Raw genomic sequence first — 17,718 nt, forward strand, 5'->3', positions numbered from 1 at the left:
TACGCCCTTATTTCAAATAATCATTCATTATTTTTTGCGTTGATCATCAACTTCAATGCCTTTTTCTGGCTTGAATTGGAACAAGCTATCAGACAAGGTTTGATTAGTAATATTACGTAAAACATAAAGATTGGTTTGACCATCTTTCTCTGTCGTGCTGAAATTTCGCAATATTCCATTAACATCAACGCGAATATCAAATTGCTTAATGTTGCTTGTGGATAAGGTTGGTTTTAACACAAAGGTATCCGCTTGTTGTGTCACCGTATATTGATGCCAATGGCTATGATCATTGCTGGTAAGCAAAACAAAAGGAGTATTATTGACCGCATCTTTTACCCATTGTGCGGTCACTTGTTGCACAAATGGATCGTAGAACCATAAGGTTTTACCATCAGAAATAATCTGGGTTTCTTGAGGGGTTTTAGTCTCCATACGGAATAAATTTGGGCGTTTAATTTGAAGTTTGCCACTTCCTTGTTGAACATTTTTTCCACTTCCAGAAGTCACTGTTTGCACAAATTCTGCACTTAATACATCGACTTTAGCTAAACGCATTTGTAATTCACTTGCCGCATCAGCCAATGCCAAATTACTCAAACCAAGTAAGGTAAGTGCGGCAAATTTTAAGGTTGTTTTTTTCATTTTACTTTTCTTTTAAATTAGTATTCTGGACGATGCGATAAAATCTCACGCTTACCATTTTGCATTGGGCTGACAATTCCTTGTTCTTCCATTTGATCCATAATACGCGCTGCTCGGTTAAAACCCACGCTGAATTTACGTTGAATAGAAGATACTGAAGTTGTACCAGTATTAATAACAAAATCCATTACTTCATCAAAGAGTGGATCTAATTCCCCACCGCTTGATATCCCTTTTTCTGAACTTTCCTCATCGTCTGCACTTTCTAAAATGCCATCAATATAATCAGGTTTACCGCGTGCTCGCCAATCATCGGCAATATTGATGACTTCATCATCACTCATATAGGCTCCATGTACGCGGATTAAATCAGATGAACCTTGTCCAGAATAAAGCATATCTCCACGACCTAAAAGAGCCTCAGCACCACCTTGATCAAGAATAGTACGTGAGTCAATTTTACTTGCCACCGTAAAGGCAATGCGACTTGGAATATTTGCTTTAATTAAACCAGTAATCACATCCACAGAGGGGCGTTGTGTGGCTAAAATTAAATGGATACCAATAGCTCGTGCTTTTTGTGCCAACCGTGCAATCAGTTCTTCGATTTGCTTACCCGCTACCATCATTAAATCAGCAAACTCATCGACAATAACCACAATATAACTCAATTTTTTCAACGCTGGTGGCATTGCATCCATCGTATCGCTCGGTCGCCAAATTGGATTTGGCACAGGCATTCCCATTGCTTCGTATTCATCAATTTTTTCATTAAAGCCTTCAATGTTTCGTACGCGTAAAGCTGAAAGCAACTGATAACGACGTTCCATTTCATCTACGCACCAACGCAACGCATTAGCGGCTTTTTTCATATCCGTTACAACTGGTGTCAGTAAATGCGGAATATCATTATAAACAGAAAGTTCGACGACTTTAGGATCAATCATAATAAATTTCACATCTTCTGGTTGAACACGATAAAGTAAACTTAGAATCATCGTATTCACACCAACAGACTTACCTGATCCCGTTGAACCTGCTACCAATAAATGTGGCATTTTTGCTAAATCAACAATGACTGGTTTGCCACTAATATCTTTACCTAAAGCAATAGGTAAAGTTGCCTTGCTATCACGGAATTCATTGCTATCTAATACATCACGTAATGGCACCATTTGACGATGAAGATTTGGGGTTTCAATACCAATATAAGGTTTACCTGGAATAACCTCTGCCACACGAATAGAACGAAACATCAATGCTCTTGCTAAATCGGTATCGATGCTCGTGACTTTTGACGCTTTCACCCCAGGTTGTAATTCTAATTCATAACGCGTAACAACAGGGCCAACAAGCACATCTTTTACGCTGGCTTTTACATTAAAATTGCGTAATTGTTGTTCAATACGCTGTGAGGTTTCCATTATTTCATCTGGTGTAATGCGTTGTTCATTTGGCGGATATTTTAAAAGCAAATCCAAACTAGGTAATGGTGTACTCGGTTTTTCACGTTTTGTTGTTTGCTGTTGAAATGCAGGATGAATCAAGCTACCGCTATAACCTTTATAATTAGGCTCTTGATTTTTGTCTAATTGAACGGCTTCCATATCATCCTGTAAGGATACGTTAAATTTCACTCCATCTTTTTCTAAATCTACCTTTTCATCAACTTGAGTAGCAAAATGATTATCTACCATTTCAGTATTCAAAGATTCATGACTGGGTCTTAATAAAACTGTTGGCATTTCATCTTTTGTTAGCAAAGAAACTTGAGTAAAATCATCCGCACTTTGATTAATTGCTAAATCTTCTTGAACAACTGTTTTTACAGGCTTATTCCAAACTGCGACAAAATCATTTTTGCTTACCCTTTGTTCATCTGAATCACTCGATAAATTCACACTAGGCAAGCTTTCAGAATCAAACCCAAAAGAAAATTGCGGTTTTTCATTCTCTTCGTTCGCAAGTTCATATTCTGATTTTATAGAAACCTCTGGATTTAACCCGCTAATATTAATTAAATGTGATGAAGATTCGCCAATTGAAATATTTTCTACTTCTAAGGATGGCTTTACTGTTTCTATTTCACTATTTTGTTCTACATTGAGATGATTTTGATCTAGATTTTCTGTTTCTGAACGATCTGATTTTACAATCACAATTTGCTCTAATTCTTCCATTGATTTTTCTTGCTCTGCATTTTCTGATTGCTCATTTTTCATTGTTAGCCAATGATAAAATGCAACAATTAATCGAATTAATGATGTGCCAGAACAAAAAATAAAACCAATTAAAGCAAGCACAAAACCAATTAAAATTGAACCAAATTTACCTAATACAGGATAAAACCAATTTACAACAAGCGATCCGCCCAATACGCCGCCACTCAAATAAAAAGTATTACTTGATAAAAGCAACATACTCACTACACAAAGCCCAATAATCAGCATGGTAAAGCCAAAACTACGTAAAATAATTCGAGTACAGGAAAGCTGTTTAACTGCTTTTGTTTTCAATAAATAAATAGGCACGAGAAAAGCGATGAAAGGAATAATATGGGCAACATAACCTAAAAAAACAAAAAAAAGATCGATTATCCACGCCCCAAATGAACCGACTTTATTAATTGTGTTTCCATACGCACTGGCGGTTGCCCAAGAATTATCAAGGGGCGTATAACTTGACCAAGCAACAATCAAATAAAGTCCAAAAAGTGCGGTTAATCCCAGCAAAAATTCCGCTAAATATTGTCTTGGCGTAAATCGTTCTGTAATTTGTTTAATCATATTATTTCAATACAAGGAAATTGGTTTGTTTTACTTCTTCCATCACAACATAAGTGCGAGTGTCATTTACACCTGGTAAACGTAATAATGTCGTGCCTAGCAATTTTCGGTATTCCGCCATATCTGCCACACGAGTTTTTAATAAATAATCAAAATCGCCCGATACCAAATGGCATTCTTGAATTTCTTCCAACGCTTGAATCGCTGCATTAAATTCTTCAAACACATCGGGCTTACCCCGTACTAATGTAATTTCAACAATCACTAACAATGGCGCATCCAATAATTCTGGATTTAACAGTGCGCGATACCCCATAATCACACCTTGTTTTTCCAAACGTTTAACTCGTTCTAAACAAGGCGTTGGCGAAAGCCCCACTTTTTTCGACAAATCGATATTGGAAATCTTACCGTTGCGTTGTAATTCATTCAGAATTTTTATATCTATCGCATCCAATGCTTTATTTCGTTTTTTTTCCATTTTCTTTATTTCTTTGCACATAAAAAGGAACAACTATTCTACAGAATTTTCCTTTCATTTTCAGTAGGCAATGATTTTTTTACAAATTATCTAACACAGCGAGCGCATCCGTGAGTTTTTTCACAGTAAAAACCTGCATATTTTCGACCGCACTTTTCGGCTTGTTACCAAAAGGAACAATAGCACGTTTAAAACCGTGTTTTGCAGCCTCGCTAATACGTTCCTGTCCACTTGGCACAGGACGAATTTCTCCCGCTAATCCAACTTCGCCAAAAATCACTAAATCTTGCGGCAAAGGGCGATTACGGAAACTTGAAATTAATGCAAGCAACAAAGCTAAATCCGCACTGGTTTCACTGACTTTTACACCACCAACCACATTTACAAAAACATCTTGATCCGCCATTTGCAAACCTCCGTGTCTATGTAAAACCGCCAGTAATAGCGCTAAGCGATTTTGCTCTAATCCCACCGCAACACGGCGAGGATTTGCCAGCATTGAATGATCCACCAAGGCTTGAATTTCCACTAAAAGAGGGCGAGTACCCTCCCAAAGTACCATAACAGAACTGCCTGACGTAATTTCATCTCCGCGACTTAAAAAAATCGCCGATGGATTTTTCACTTCGCGCAAACCCTGCTCTGTCATTCCAAATACACCTAATTCATTGACTGCACCAAAACGGTTTTTATGGCTACGCAAAGTACGATAACGAGAATCGGCTTCGCCTTCTAATAGTAATGAACAATCAATAGCATGCTCTAACACTTTCGGCCCTGCAAGCGTACCGTCTTTCGTTACATGCCCCACCATAATAATGGCGACTTGTCGGGTTTTCGCATAACGAGTGAGGAAAGAAGCACATTCACGCACTTGTGCCACACTGCCTGGCGATGATTGAATATCCGCCAGATGCATTACTTGGATCGAGTCTACCACTATAATTTGCGGTTTTAACTGATCCGACAAATTACAAATCTGTTCCACAGAGGTTTCTGACAACATTTTTAATTGATCGTTTGGCAATCCCAATCGACTAGCACGCATCGCAACCTGTTGTAACGATTCCTCTCCCGTCACATAAAGTGCGGTCATATTTTTCGCCAAACCACACATAACTTGTAATAACAAGGTACTTTTCCCTGCTCCAGGATGCCCACCAATTAAAATCGCACTGCCCGGTACGATCCCGCCGCCCAATACCCGATCTAATTCATTAAAGCCACTGGAAAAACGTGGTGTTTCTTGCAAACTAATTTCAGAAAGGGTTTGAATTTTTGCCTGAGTTTCCCCCGCATAGCCACTAAAACGATCATTTTTTGATTTTGCCGTGGAAATTAACCGCACTTCCGTGATTGTATTCCACGCTTTACAAGCCGAACATTGCCCTTGCCAACGAGAAAACTCTGCACCACAATCGTTACATACATAAGCTGTTTTCGGGGCTTTAGCCATTTCATTCTCCGTATTTGCCGTGGGTAAGTATACCCACAGTTAATTTATGTTTATAGTAGTTCCATCTGGGGAACATCAAACTACCCCAACGGGGTAACACTGAGATTAGCCTAGGGTATACCTACCCTAGGTTACATTAAATCTCCTCAATTAATTATGATTATAATGCTTCCCCTTTGGGGAACATCAAACTACCCCAACGGGTAGCACTGAGACTAGCCTAGGGTATACCTACCCTAGGTCATAAGATAATTCCATTAATTTGATCATTCGCTTAAAATAAACTCGACTTTTCAAAAGTGCGGTCAATTTTTCAATAGTTTTTTCATTGTCTTTGGTTTCACTATGAAAACGAATCAAGTCACGAATTTCAGCAAAGATTTTCTGATTGCTTTCTAACAAAGCTAGCAATAGCGTTTCTTTTTGTTTCTCTGTTGCCACCGCTTCTAAGATTTTTCCATTTTCATCATAATAATGATAAAGATTAAAAAATGCCCCAACTCGCTCCACTGTTTTCATAAAATCTTGGCTAAAAAGTGCGGGAGAAAAGGATAAGGTTTCTTCCAAAAGTTTCTGTTCCATTTTCAACACGGAATTAAATTTTACACAAAAATCTACCGCACTTTCTTCTCGTTCTTCTTTTAAGAAATCACGCCATTTATTTAACCAATCTGTTAAAAATTGTTTTGAGCCCAGCAAATAACCTCGCTTCGCTTTACTTCCACTATTAAAATAAATATCCCTTTCAAAAGGCAAGGTTTCTACAAAATCAAAAAGATCCTGCACGTTGCCAGATTTCAATTCAAACTCAATTTCACAAATCGGTTGCTCAGATTCGCCTGCAATAATTTTGCCTTGATCGAACGCCACTTCAATTTTGGATTGTTGAAATTCAACTAACCAAAAAGTGCGGTTAAAATCTGTGGAGAAAATAGGTTGTAGTGAAGAACGAGGTAATTGTTCAAAAGGATAAAGCTCTCTTAATTGGGCATTGGTTGGCGTTTCTTTTTCGGTTAATAGTAAATTATATTCTGGACGACTATGCAATCCACCAACAACTTTACCGTTGGTTTTAAGCGTTAATGTAAGTTCTTGCTCTTCTTGGCGAATACGTAATCCCATTTTTTGTTTAGCAAGAAAATGATCGGGATAATCATAATAGGTGTTGCCCAAAAATAAATTTTGATGTTCTAAAATCGTAAATTTTGCAAGATATTGTGGCAATTCAATACCTATTTGTGGCGAAATCGCCAATTTTAATTCAATTTCTTGTAGCATAATATTCCTTACTCAAATTAACTGTTTGAATATACAATACAATAAAAATAAATCAAGATTTTTGTGATGACAAACAACAATTACAACAGCTTCTTTGCAATCTATATGCAAATATTTTAAAAAAATAGTATAAATCCGCCATATAAAATGGTATAATCTTTCATCTTTCATCTTTCATCTTTCATCTTTCATCTTTCATCTTTCATCTTTCATCTTTCATCTTTCATCTTTCATCTTTCATCTTTCATCTTTCATCTTTCATCTTTCATCTTTCATCTTTCATCTTTCATCTTTCACATGAAATGATGAACCGAGGGAAGGGAGGGAGGGGCAAGAATGAAGAGGGGGCTGAATGAACGCAAATGATAAAGTAATTTAATTGTTCAACTAACCTTAGGAGAAAATATGAACAAGATATATCGTCTCAAATTCAGCAAACGCCTGAATGCTTTGGTTGCTGTGTCTGAATTGACACGGGGTTGTGACCATTCCACAGAAAAAGGCAGTGAAAAACCTGTTCGTACGAAAGTACGCCACTTAGCGTTAAAGCCACTTTCCGCTATGTTACTATCTTTAGGTGTAACATCTATTCCACAATCTGTTTTAGCAAGCGGCTTGCAAGGAATGGATGTAGTACACGGCACAGCCACTATGCAAGTAGACGGCAATAAAACCACCATCCGTAATAGCGTCAATGCAATTATTAACTGGAAACAATTTAACATTGACCAAAATGAAATGGTGCAGTTTTTACAAGAAAGCAACAACTCTGCCGTATTCAACCGTGTTACATCTGACCAAATCTCCCAATTAAAAGGGATTTTAGATTCTAACGGACAGGTCTTTTTAATCAACCCAAATGGTATCACAATAGGTAAAGACGCAATTATTAACACCAATGGCTTTACTGCTTCTACGCTAGACATTTCCAACGAAAACATCAAGGCGCGTAATTTCACCCTTGAGCAAACCAAGGATAAAGCGCTCGCTGAAATTGTGAATCACGGTTTAATTACCGTTGGTAAAGACGGTAGCGTAAACCTTATTGGTGGCAAAGTAAAAAATGAGGGTGTAATTAGCGTAAATGGCGGTAGCATTTCTTTACTTGCAGGGCAAAAAATTACCATCAGCGATATAATAAACCCAACCATTACTTACAGCATTGCTGCACCTGAAAATGAAGCAATCAATTTAGGTGATATCTTTGCTAAAGGCGGTAATATCAATGTCCGTGCTGCCAATATTCGCAATAAAGGTAAACTTTCTGCTGATTCTGTAAGTAAAGATAAAAGCGGTAACATTGTTCTTTCCGCCAAAGAAGGTGAAGCGGAGATTGGCGGTGTGATTTCCGCTCAAAATCAACAAGCCAAAGGTGGTAAGTTGATGATTACAGGCGACAAAGTCACATTAAAAACAGGTGCAGTTATCGACCTTTCAGGTAAAGAAGGAGGAGAAACTTATCTTGGCGGTGACGAGCGCGGCGAAGGTAAAAACGGCATTCAATTAGCAAAGAAAACCTCTTTAGAAAAAGGCTCAACAATTAATGTATCAGGCAAAGAAAAAGGCGGGCGTGCTATTGTATGGGGCGATATTGCGTTAATTGACGGCAATATTAACGCTCAAGGTAGTGGTGATATCGCTAAAACCGGTGGTTTTGTGGAGACATCGGGGCATTATTTATCCATTGACAGCAATGCAATTGTTAAAACAAAAGAGTGGTTGCTAGACCCTGATAATGTAACAATTGAAGCCTCTTCCTCTTCTCGCGGTAATGCCAGTATAGATAGTGAATTCCCGGACGGTTCGGGCACAAAGGAAAGCCCTAAAACAAACGGCGAACAGCCGACAGTATTAACCAATGAAACCATTTCAAATTATCTGAAAAGCGGCACCTGGGTAATGAATATAACAGCCAAGAAAAATATTACCGTTAACAGCTCAATTAACATTGGAGACAGCTCCCACTTAATCCTTCATAGTGAAGGCAAGAATAACGGCGGTGTTAAGATTAAAGAAGACATTACCTCTAATGGCGGAAACTTAACCATTCAATCCGGCGGATGGGTTGATGTTCACAAAAATATTACGCTTGGCACAGGCACCTTGAATATTACAGCTAAAGGATCCATAGCCTTTGAGGGAAACGGTGCAGAAAAAGCCCGCAACGCATCAAGCGCTCAAATCACCGCGCAGGGAACTATAACCAATACTGGCAATCAAAAACAACTCAGACTTAATAATGTATCTATTAATGGGACGGGTATAGGTTTAAATTTTGTTTCAATTCAGCCTAACACTTCTCACAGATTTGATGGGGAGCTTATTATTTCAGGGAGAGTACATGTTAATCAAACCACACCTAAAAACCTGTCTTTTTGGAAGGTATCCGATGAATCTTATTGGAATGTCAGCCATCTTACCGTAAAAGAGAAGTCAGCATTCTCATTTACCAAGTTTGCGTTAAATAACAATCATGGCCGAGAGACTTCCAGATACCGCAAAGGTGGAGGTGTAATCTTTCGCTCACCTACCGGTCACACAAATTTCACAGTTAAACAAGGCTCAGTGGCTAATTTTTCATTCAAGGCAAAAAATGATACAAATCATGCAAATCAACTCCCGATTCAGTTTAACTCTAATATCTCAGTCGATGGAGGAGGGAAAGTCCTTTTTTGTATAACCTCCAATTACTCCGGCAGATCAGTGGGGATAGGAATGTCTAGCATTAATGTTTCTGATGGCTCAAACCTTACTTTTAATTCTTCCATTCGCGGCCAGGAAGCCTTTAATATCAGTAAAGATTTAACCATAAATGCAACCGGTTCATTTTTTGAACTTGGGCAATACTCGGATACCTTTAATGGTAATGGCTTTAACCACGACGCCATTAAATCAACTCACAATATATCCATCTTAGGTGGCAATGTTACCCTTGGCGGGCAAGATTCAAGCAGTACCATTACAGGTAATATCAATATCTCTCAGGCAGCAAATGTTACCTTGCGAGCTTATAATGGTAACGGTCGAAACAAACAACTAACCCTTGGCAATGTATCTATTGAAGGGAATTTAAGTTTAATCGGTGCAAGTGCAAATATTAACGGCAACCTTTCCGTTAAAGAAAATGCTAAATTTAAAGGGGAAACCCAAGACAACTTGAACATCACCGGCACCTTTATCAATAACGGCGACTCTAAAATCAATATATCTCAAGGAGTGGTAAAACTTGGCAATGTTACCAATGATGGTGATTTAAACATTACCACTCACGCTAAACACAACCAAAGAAGCATCATCGGCGGAGATATAATCAACAATAAAGGAAGCTTAAATATTACAGACAGTAATAAGAATGCTGAAATCCAAATTGGCGGCAATATCTCGCAAAAAGAAGGCAATCTCACGATTTCTTCCGATAAAATCAATATTACCAATCAGATAACAATCAAAGCAGGTGTTGATGGGGAGAATTCCGATTCAGACGCGACAAACAATGCCAATCTAACCATTAAAACCAAAGAATTGAAATTAACGCAAGACCTAAATATTTCAGGTTTCAATAAAGCAGAGATTACAGCTAAAGATGGTAGTGATTTAACTATTGGTAACACCAATAGTGCTGATGGTACTAATGCCAAAAAAGTAACCTTTAACCAGGTTAAAGATTCAAAAATCTCTGCTGGCGACCATAATGTGACACTAAATAGCAAAGTGGAAACATCTGGTAATACTGACAACACTGGAGACGGCAGTGGCAATAATGCCGGCTTAACTATTGCCGCGAAAAATGTAGAAGTAAAAAACAACATTACTTCTAACAAAACAGTAAATATCACCGCGTCAGAAAAACTTACCACCAAAGCGGATGCAACCATTAATGCAACCACTGGTAACGTAGAAGTGACAGCCAAAACAGGTGATATTAAAGGTGAAGTCAAATCCACTTCCGGTAATGTAAATATTACAGCAAACGGCGACACGCTTAAGGTAAGTAACGTCACAGGTCAAAATGTAACAGTAACAGCAAGCTCGGGCGCTGTGACAACCACCGAAGGCACAACTATCAGTGCAACAACCGGTAAAGCAAGTATTACAACCCAAACAGGTGATATTAAGGGTGAGGTTAAATCTAATTCCGGCGATGTAGAGATTACAGCAAGCGGCGACACGCTTAATGTAAGTAATGTTTCAGGCAATGCTGTTACCATCACTGCAGATAAGGGCAAATTAACCACCCAAGCAAGCTCTAGCATTACCTCAAACAATGGCCAGACAACTCTTACAGCCAAGGATGGCAGTATCGCAGGAAGCATCAATGCCGCCAATGTGACATTAAATACCACAGGCACTTTAACTACTGTAGAAGGTTCAAACATTAACGCAGCCAGTGGTACCTTGGTTATTAATGCAAAAGATGCTAAGTTGAACGGCGCGGCATCAGGTGACCACACAGTAGTAAATGCAACTAACGCAAGTGGCTCTGGTAGTGTGACTGCGGTAACCTCAAGTAATGTGAATATCACCGGGGATTTAAGTACAGTAAATGGATTAAATATCATTTCGAAAAATGGTAGAAACACCGTAGTGTTAAAAGGTACTGAAATTGAGGTGAAATATATCCAGCCAGGTGTAGCAAGTGTAGAAGAAGTAATTGAAGCGAAACGCGTCCTTGAGAAAGTGAAAGATTTATCTGATGAAGAAAGAGAAACATTAGCTAAACTTGGTGTAAGTGCTGTACGTTTTATTGAACCAAATAATACCATTACGGTTAACACACAAAATGAGTTTACAACCAGACCATCAAGTCAAGTGACAATTTCTGAAGGTAAGGCGTGTTTCTCAAGTGGTAATGGCGCAGCAGTATGTACCAATGTTGCTGACGATGGACAGCAGTAGTCAGTAATTGACAAGGTAGATTTCATCCTGCAATGAAGTCATTTTATTTTCGTATTATTTACTGTGTGGGTTAAAGTTCAGTACGGGCTTTACCCATCTTGTAAAAAATTACGGAGAATACAATAAAGTATTTTTAACAGGTTATTATTATGAAAAATATAAAAAGCAGATTAAAACTCAGTGCAATATCAGTATTGCTTGGCCTGGCTTCTTCATCATTGTATGCAGAAGAAGCGTTTTTAGTAAAAGGCTTTCAGTTATCTGGTGCACTTGAAACTTTAAGTGAAGACGCCCAACTGTCTGTAGCAAAATCCTTATCCAAATACCAGGGTACACAAACTTTAACAAACCTAAAAACAGCACAGCTTGAATTACAAGCCGTGCTAGATAAGATTGAGCCAAATAAATTTGATGTGATATTGCCGCAACAAACCATTACGGATGGCAATATTATATTTGAACTGGTCTCGAAATCAGTCGCAGAAAGCCAAGTTTTTTATAAGGCGAGCAAGGGTTATAGTGAAGAAAATATCGCTCGCAGCCTGCCATCTTTGAAACAAGGAAAAGTGTATGAAGATGGTCGTCAGTGGTTCGATTTGCGTGAATTTAATATGGCAAAAGAAAATCCGCTTAAGGTTACCCGTGTACATTACGAACTAAACCCTAAAAACAAAACCTCTAATTTGATAATTGCGGGCTTCTCGCCTTTTGGTAAAACGCGTAGCTTTATTTCTTATGATAATTTCGGTGCAAGGGAGTTTAACTATCAACGTGTGAGTTTAGGTTTTGTTAATGCCAATTTAACTGGACATGATGATGTATTAAACCTAAACGCATTAACCAATGTGAAAGCACCATCAAAATCTTATGCGGTAGGCGTGGGATATACTTATCCGTTTTATGACAAACATCAATCCTTAAGCCTTTATACCAGCATGAGTTATGCTGATTCTAATGATATCGACGGCTTACCAAGTGCGATTAATCGTAAATTATCAAAAGGTCAATCTATCTCTGCAAATCTGAAATGGAGTTATTACCTCCCAACATTTAACCTTGGTATGGAAGACCAGTTTAAAATTAATTTAGGCTACAACTACCGCCATATTAATCAAACATCCGAGTTAAACACCCTGGGTGCAACGAAGAAAAAATTTGCAGTATCAGGCGTAAGTGCAGGCATTGATGGGCATATCCAATTCACCCCTAAAACAATCTTTAATATTGATTTAACTCATCATTATTACGCGAGTAAATTACCAGGCTCTTTTGGAATGGAGCGCATTGGCGAAACATTTAATCGCAGCTATCACATTAGCACAGCCAGTTTAGGGTTGAGTCAAGAGTTTGCTCAAGGTTGGCATTTTAGCAGTCAATTATCGGGTCAGTTTACTCTACAAGATATAAGTAGCATAGATTTATTCTCTGTAACAGGTACTTATGGCGTCAGAGGCTTTAAATACGGCGGTGCAAGTGGTGAGCGCGGTCTTGTATGGCGTAATGAATTAAGTATGCCAAAATACACCCGCTTTCAAATCAGCCCTTATGCGTTTTATGATGCAGGTCAGTTCCGTTATAATAGCGAAAATGCTAAAATTTACGGTGAAGATATGCACACAGTATCCTCTGCGGGTTTAGGCATTAAAACCTCTCCTACACAAAACTTAAGCCTAGATGCTTTTGTTGCTCGTCGCTTTGCAAATGCCAATAGTGACAATTTGAATGGCAACAAAAAACGCACAAGCTCACCTACAACCTTCTGGGGTAGATTAACATTCAGTTTCTAACCCTGAAATTTAATCAACTGGTAAGCGTTCCGCCTACCAGTTTATAACTATATGCTTTACCAGCCAATTTACAGTCTATACGCAACCCTGTTTTTACCCCTGTATATCAAGCAAACCAAGCAATGCTAAAAAACAATTTATATGATAAACTAAAGTATACTCCATGCCATGTGCCATGGCGATACAGGGGATTTCGATACAAGGGATTTAATAATATGACAAAAGAAAATTTGCAAAACGCTCCACAAAATACGACCGTTTCACTTGTGGAATCAAACAACAACCAAACTTCCCCGCAAATGCTTCAACAATCACCCAAACCTAGCCTATTGCGCTTGGAACAACATATCGCAAAAAAAGATTATGAGTTTGCTTGTCGTGAATTAATGGTGATTCTGGAAAAAATGGATGCTAATTTTGGAGGTGTTCACGATATTGAATTTGACGCACCCGCACAGCTGGCATATCTACCCGAAAAATTACTCATTTATTTTGCCACTCGTCTCGCCAATGCAATTACAACACTCTTTTCCGACCCCGAATTGGCAATTTCTGAAGAAGGGGCGTTAAAGATGATTAGTCTGCAACGCTGGTTGACGCTGATTTTTGCCTCTTCCCCCTACGTTAACGCAGACCATATTCTCAATAAATATAATATCAACCCAGATTCCGAAGGTGGCTTTCATTTAGCAACAGACAACTCTTCTATTGCTAAATTCTGTATTTTTTACTTACCCGAATCCAATGTCAATATGAGTTTAGATGCGTTATGGGCAGGGAATCAACAACTTTGTGCTTCATTGTGTTTTGCGTTGCAATCTTCACGTTTTATTGGTACTGCATCTGCGTTTCATAAAAGAGCGGTGGTTTTACAGTGGTTTCCTAAAAAACTCGCCGAAATTGCTAATTTAGATGAATTGCCTGCAAATATCCTTCATGATGTATATATGCACTGCAGTTATGATTTAGCAAAAAACAAGCACGATGTTAAGCGTCCATTAAACGAACTTGTCCGCAAGCATATCCTCACGCAAGGATGGCAAGACCGCTACCTTTACACCTTAGGTAAAAAGGACGGCAAACCTGTGATGATGGTACTGCTTGAACATTTTAATTCGGGACATTCGATTTATCGCACGCATTCAACTTCAATGATTGCTGCTCGAGAAAAATTCTATTTAGTCGGCTTAGGCCATGAGGGCGTTGATAACATAGGTCGAGAAGTGTTTGACGAGTTCTTTGAAATCAGTAGCAATAATATAATGGAGAGACTGTTTTTTATCCGTAAACAGTGCGAAACTTTCCAACCCGCAGTGTTCTATATGCCAAGCATTGGCATGGATATTACCACGATTTTTGTGAGCAACACTCGGCTTGCCCCTATTCAAGCTGTAGCCTTGGGTCATCCTGCCACTACGCACTCTGAATTTATTGATTATGTCATCGTAGAAGATGATTATGTGGGCAGTGAAGATTGTTTCAGCGAAACCCTTTTACGCTTGCCCAAAGATGCCCTACCTTATGTACCATCTGCGCTCGCCCCACAAAAAGTGGATTATGTACTAAGAGAAAATCCCGAAGTAGTCAATATCGGTATTGCTGCTACCACCATGAAATTAAACCCTGAATTTTTGGTAACATTGCAAGAAATCAGGGATAAAGCTAAAGTCAAAATACATTTTCATTTCGCACTTGGACAATCAACAGGCTTGACACACCCTTATGTCAAATGGTTCATCGAAAGCTATTTAGGCGACGATGCCACCGCACATCCCCACGCACCTTATCACGATTATCTGGCAATATTGCGTGATTGCGATATGCTACTAAATCCGTTTCCTTTCGGTAATACAAACGGCATAATTGATATGGTTACATTAGGTTTAGTTGGTGTATGCAAAACGGGGGATGAAGTACATGAACATATTGATGAAGGTCTGTTTAAACGCTTAGGACTACCAGAATGGCTGATAGCCGATACTCGCGAAACATACATTGAATGTGCTTTACGTTTGGCTGAAAACCATCAAGAACGTCTTGAACTCCGTCGTTACATCATAGAAAACAACGGCTTACAAAAGCTTTTTACAGGCGACCCTCGTCCATTGGGTAAAATACTGCTTAAGAAAACAAATGAATGGAAACGAAAGCACTTGAGTAAAAAATAACGGTTTCTTAAAGTAAAAGTGCGGTAAATTTTCAAAGCGTTTTAAAAAACTCTCAAAAATCAACCGCACTTTTATATTTATAACGCTCCCGCGCGCTGACAGTTTATCAGCCTCCCGCCGTAAAACTCTGCCTTTTATGGCAGAGATTTTAGCCAAAACTGGCAGAAATTAAAGGCTAAAATCACCAAATTGCACCACAAAATCACCAATACCCACAAAAAAACGACTTGCATCAAACCCCACACCGAATCAGCAAAAAAACACGCGATGATTTATGTTGAAGATTTACAGGTAGAGAATATGTCTAAATCAGCCAAAGGCACAGCGGAAAAACACGGCAAAAACGTGAAATAGAAATCAAGTTTGAACCGAGCGATATTAGACCAATCTTGGTATGAGTTCAGACGGCGATTGGATTACAAATTACGTAGTATGATAAACATCCATTTACCATCCTATCGAAAAATGACCCAAGTCGCAGATATATCGCAAAGAATATGATATAGTCGGTGCGATAAATGCATCGAGGAGTAGCCAAGAAATTTTGGCGGTACAAATAAGCGGTCAAATTAGAGCGGAACACACCCGTAGCGCGTGAGAAGAAAACGATTCAGCAAGATTGCCACTGTCGAAGTTGGTTGACAAAACATTACTAACCACGGCATGGAATACACAACCCAAACATAGTTTGCATCTTCCCTAAGGCATCGTTTACATTCATTAGCTTATTTATGCCACAGTGTGGCAAATTTAATTTCCTTGGCATCAAAACTGCCCAGTAAATAAAAGCGATAATAAATATGTCAAACGCCTTCGTGTGAACGTTCTTCATTGTATTCTCGTAAGAATTGGTTGAATAATATCTGTTGAGCTTCAAAGCTATTTTGAGGTTGAAGCGCCGCTTTTAAGCTACAGTGCATTCGCTCGTGTCGTCCGTTTTGCTCTGGGTGTGATAGCTGAATTCGTTCAGGACGAATACCTAAGCCAATCCACCATTTAGAAAGTTCACTGATTCCACTAATGCTTGCGATGCAAAAGGTGAGCCGTTATCGGTACGAATCGAATACGGCAGACCAAATTACTCAAAAAGACGTTCAAACTCAGCAATAACAGGCACTGATTTTGTATTCGGCAACCCCTTACAGCAAAATAAAAAGCGACTGAAATTATCCGTAATAGTTAGCGAATAGCAAAACTTCTGATTGCTGAGTAAAGCTATCTAAAAGCTTTTTGGCACCCCCAGTGAGGACGTTTAAGTTTCTCACTGATAAGCCAGTCATAAATCCATTATGGCGTGGCATTAGGGCTATGATGAGGTTTAGCCCTCAAAGCCAAGCTGTTGGTGGCGTTTAATCCATTTATCTGCCGTTGGACGGCTAATATTAAACTGCTGACACAGTTCAGTTTTAGTATAGCGTTGGCTTAGCCACGCTTTTAAGAAAAGTACACGCTGTTGCATCGCATCGGTCTCTATCCAAGGCATCATCAATCTCCAGTGGATTAGGTATTTTGATGATGAGTTTACGGGAAAAATGTAAACGATGTCCTCGGGTTAGAATGTAAATGATGTTATCAGGTTGTGCTCCTCTTTGAGAAAGAGGGGGTAGAAAAATTATCTTGTTCTAATCTTGCTATAAGCTAATGCTATAACAAAAAATGTGGCTTGCAGAAGAATAATACAAGCACCTGTTGAGGCATCAAAATGATAGCTCAATATTACACCAATTAGGCTTGATATAATTGAACTTATAATAGCAATCCATAACATTTTATCAAAAGATTTGTGAGCGTAAGTGCGGTAATTCTTGACGCAATTAACATTACCACCACCAAAATAACGCCTACCACTTGCATCGTACTTACAATGGTTAAAGCAAGCAGCATTAACAAACCATATAGCGGTCGAATTTCTGAACTTCTCTGACAATTGTTCCCAAAAATCAACGGACAAGTTAATACCTTTGGCTTGCTTGATATCACGTAAGTCATGCTACAACTAGGATGCCTTGAATGTGTATATGCCGAAATCAATATCGCTTTTCGCCTGCAAACGTGAAAAGCAGATTTTCAACGAATTTACAAGTAATAATCACGTCTCCCTTGCTAAGAAGTATGCTTTATCGTTGCAATGGATCTACAAAATCGTCAAACGTGTGCAGAAAGAAGAAATTGCCAAACGGCCGTTTAATATATTCGCCCAATCCTAAAAATAAACCTAGTA

Annotated in this window: 11 protein-coding genes and 1 pseudogene; 4 read left to right on the plus strand and 8 right to left on the minus strand. The window is 38.7% G+C overall.

The window, feature by feature from the left end; translation table 11 throughout:
* Positions 1–27: 27 nt before the first annotated feature.
* The 5 genes from lolA to AT683_RS08035 form a co-directional block, all read right to left on the minus strand.
* Positions 28–645, minus strand: coding sequence for an outer membrane lipoprotein periplasmic chaperone LolA (gene lolA, locus AT683_RS08015; RefSeq protein ID WP_042611209.1), 618 nt, complete (start codon positions 643–645; stop codon positions 28–30).
* 17 nt (positions 646–662) lie between these two features.
* A complete protein-coding gene (locus AT683_RS08020) occupies positions 663–3,431 on the minus strand; it encodes a DNA translocase FtsK (RefSeq protein ID WP_058222225.1) in 2,769 nt (922 codons plus the stop codon).
* A 1-nt stretch (position 3,432) separates the two neighbouring features.
* Entirely contained in the window at positions 3,433–3,912 is a 480-nt protein-coding gene (gene lrp, locus AT683_RS08025; RefSeq protein WP_005664572.1) for a leucine-responsive transcriptional regulator Lrp, read from the minus strand.
* Positions 3,913–3,991: 79 nt separating this feature from the next.
* Positions 3,992–5,368: a DNA repair protein RadA gene (gene radA, locus AT683_RS08030; RefSeq protein ID WP_048952018.1), complete on the minus strand. Its 1,377-nt coding sequence runs from the start codon at positions 5,366–5,368 to the stop codon at positions 3,992–3,994.
* Positions 5,369–5,599: 231 nt separating this feature from the next.
* Positions 5,600–6,646, minus strand: coding sequence for a CYTH domain-containing protein (locus AT683_RS08035; protein ID WP_005656937.1), 1,047 nt, complete (start codon positions 6,644–6,646; stop codon positions 5,600–5,602).
* 405 nt (positions 6,647–7,051) lie between these two features.
* Between AT683_RS08035 and AT683_RS08040 the strand changes: the two genes are divergently transcribed.
* From AT683_RS08040 to AT683_RS08050, 3 genes are all read left to right on the plus strand, one after another.
* A complete protein-coding gene (locus AT683_RS08040; protein WP_058222226.1) occupies positions 7,052–11,542 on the plus strand; it encodes a two-partner secretion domain-containing protein in 4,491 nt (1,496 codons plus the stop codon).
* 149 nt (positions 11,543–11,691) lie between these two features.
* Positions 11,692–13,329 (plus strand): two-partner secretion (TPS) system translocator Hmw1B, encoded by a 1,638-nt coding sequence (hmw1B, locus tag AT683_RS08045; protein ID WP_050846043.1) that lies wholly within the window; start codon positions 11,692–11,694, stop codon positions 13,327–13,329.
* A gap of 215 nt (positions 13,330–13,544) precedes the next feature.
* Positions 13,545–15,497, plus strand: a complete 1,953-nt coding sequence (locus AT683_RS08050) for a UDP-glucose:protein N-beta-glucosyltransferase (protein WP_080390664.1) — start codon at positions 13,545–13,547, stop codon at positions 15,495–15,497.
* Positions 15,498–16,300: 803 nt separating this feature from the next.
* Here the strand turns inward: AT683_RS08050 and AT683_RS09635 are convergent.
* The 3 genes and pseudogenes from AT683_RS09635 to AT683_RS08060 form a co-directional block, all read right to left on the minus strand.
* The gene (locus AT683_RS09635; protein ID WP_011272468.1) at positions 16,301–16,417 is read right to left on the minus strand and encodes a hypothetical protein; all 117 of its coding nucleotides are present in this window, start codon (positions 16,415–16,417) and stop codon (positions 16,301–16,303) included.
* A gap of 398 nt (positions 16,418–16,815) precedes the next feature.
* Complete coding sequence (locus tag AT683_RS09550; RefSeq protein ID WP_011272467.1) at positions 16,816–16,983, minus strand: helix-turn-helix domain-containing protein; 168 nt, start codon at positions 16,981–16,983, stop codon at positions 16,816–16,818.
* A gap of 126 nt (positions 16,984–17,109) precedes the next feature.
* Positions 17,110–17,393, minus strand: a pseudogene (locus tag AT683_RS08060) (metal ABC transporter permease); the annotation flags it as partial.
* 122 nt (positions 17,394–17,515) lie between these two features.
* Between AT683_RS08060 and AT683_RS09555 the strand changes: the two are divergent.
* On the plus strand, positions 17,516–17,704 hold the full coding sequence (locus AT683_RS09555) for a Mor transcription activator family protein (protein ID WP_012054427.1): 189 nt from the start codon (positions 17,516–17,518) through the stop codon (positions 17,702–17,704).
* The last annotated feature ends 14 nt before the right edge of the window (positions 17,705–17,718 follow it).

Source organism: Haemophilus influenzae (assembly GCF_001457655.1).
In the GTDB taxonomy this organism is placed as follows: Bacteria; Pseudomonadota; Gammaproteobacteria; order Enterobacterales; family Pasteurellaceae; genus Haemophilus; species Haemophilus influenzae.

Excerpts from the sequence above, each read along its gene's own strand:
- lolA (WP_042611209.1), bottom strand. The coding sequence starts at position 645 with ATGAAAAAAACAACCTTAAAATTTGCCGCACTTACCTTACTTGGTTTG.
- AT683_RS08020 (WP_058222225.1), bottom strand. The coding sequence starts at position 3,431 with ATGATTAAACAAATTACAGAACGATTTACGCCAAGACAATATTTAGCG.
- lrp (WP_005664572.1), bottom strand. The coding sequence starts at position 3,912 with ATGGAAAAAAAACGAAATAAAGCATTGGATGCGATAGATATAAAAATT.
- radA (WP_048952018.1), bottom strand. The coding sequence starts at position 5,368 with ATGGCTAAAGCCCCGAAAACAGCTTATGTATGTAACGATTGTGGTGCA.
- AT683_RS08035 (WP_005656937.1), bottom strand. The coding sequence starts at position 6,646 with ATGCTACAAGAAATTGAATTAAAATTGGCGATTTCGCCACAAATAGGT.
- AT683_RS08040 (WP_058222226.1), top strand. The coding sequence starts at position 7,052 with ATGAACAAGATATATCGTCTCAAATTCAGCAAACGCCTGAATGCTTTG.
- hmw1B (WP_050846043.1), top strand. The coding sequence starts at position 11,692 with ATGAAAAATATAAAAAGCAGATTAAAACTCAGTGCAATATCAGTATTG.
- AT683_RS08050 (WP_080390664.1), top strand. The coding sequence starts at position 13,545 with ATGACAAAAGAAAATTTGCAAAACGCTCCACAAAATACGACCGTTTCA.
- AT683_RS09635 (WP_011272468.1), bottom strand. The coding sequence starts at position 16,417 with ATGCACTGTAGCTTAAAAGCGGCGCTTCAACCTCAAAATAGCTTTGAA.
- AT683_RS09550 (WP_011272467.1), bottom strand. The coding sequence starts at position 16,983 with ATGATGCCTTGGATAGAGACCGATGCGATGCAACAGCGTGTACTTTTC.
- AT683_RS09555 (WP_012054427.1), top strand. The coding sequence starts at position 17,516 with ATGCCGAAATCAATATCGCTTTTCGCCTGCAAACGTGAAAAGCAGATT.